The following is a 932-nucleotide window of genomic DNA, read 5'->3' on the forward strand; positions in this document are numbered from 1 at the left end:
CGACCTCCGCCCCCGGCGCGACGGCGCGCTCGTGCACCCGGGCGCCGCGCGCGGCCCCGAGCACGGCGTGGCCGTCCCGCCAGCTCAGGCCGGTGGAGATCCAGCCGCCGGGGCGGGCCTGCTGCTCCGGGTGCTGCGGGGGGATCGTCACGTTTCTCCTTGCCGTCCGTAGCCGTCGAGACTACCCGGCCCCACCGACAGGGCGGGCCGGTCCGCCGGAGGCCGGGCGGCCGGACCTTCCGCGGGCTCCGGCCCCGGGGCCTTGCTACCGTCCCGGCATGATCGATTCACCCACCCCGGACGACCTCGCCCTCGCCCTGCGCCTCGCCGTCGACACCCTGCGCGCCGCCCCGGCGGACGCGGACTGGTCACGGACCGCCGGCCCGGTCGACTGGACCTGCCGGGAAACGGTCGAGCACCTCGCCGACGACCTGCTCGCCTACGCCGCCCAGCTCGGCCCGGCCCGGCCGCCGCAAGACCGGTACGTGCCCTTCGCGGCGACCCGCCGCTCGCCCGGGGCGCCGCACAACTTCGTGCGCGCCGAGCCGGCCGCCGGCCCCGACGGACTACTCGAAGTCCTGGAGGCGAGCGGCGGGTTGATGGTCGCCGTGGCCCGCGTCACCCCGCCGGAGGCCCGGGCGTACCACCCGTGGGGGCTCGCCGACCCGACCGGCTTCGTGGCCATGAGCCTGGTCGAGACGCTGGTCCACCTCCACGACGTCACCCAGGGCCTCGGCCTGCCCTGGAGCCCGCCCGCCCACCTGTGCGAGCGCGCCCTCACCCGGCTCTTCCCCGACGTCCCGATCGCCGACCCCTGGCCCACCCTCCTCTGGGCCACCGGCCGCGCCCCGCTGCCCGGCCACCCGCCGCGCACCGACTGGCGCTGGTACGCCGCCCCGGCGGCGTGAACGTCCCCCGCGCACCGCGGCCGA

1 protein-coding gene is annotated in these 932 nt (G+C 78.4%); it reads left to right on the forward strand.

Annotation, left to right across the window (positions count from 1 at the left end):
- The first annotated feature begins 278 nt into the window (after window positions 1–278).
- A complete protein-coding gene (locus tag KS423_RS46280) occupies window positions 279–908 on the forward strand; it encodes a maleylpyruvate isomerase N-terminal domain-containing protein (RefSeq protein ID WP_224285632.1) in 630 nt (209 codons plus the stop codon).
- Window positions 909–932: the final 24 nt, after the last annotated feature.

It is taken from the genome of Streptomyces sp. LS1784 (assembly GCF_020103755.1).
GTDB lineage: Bacteria > Actinomycetota > Actinomycetes > Streptomycetales > Streptomycetaceae > Kitasatospora.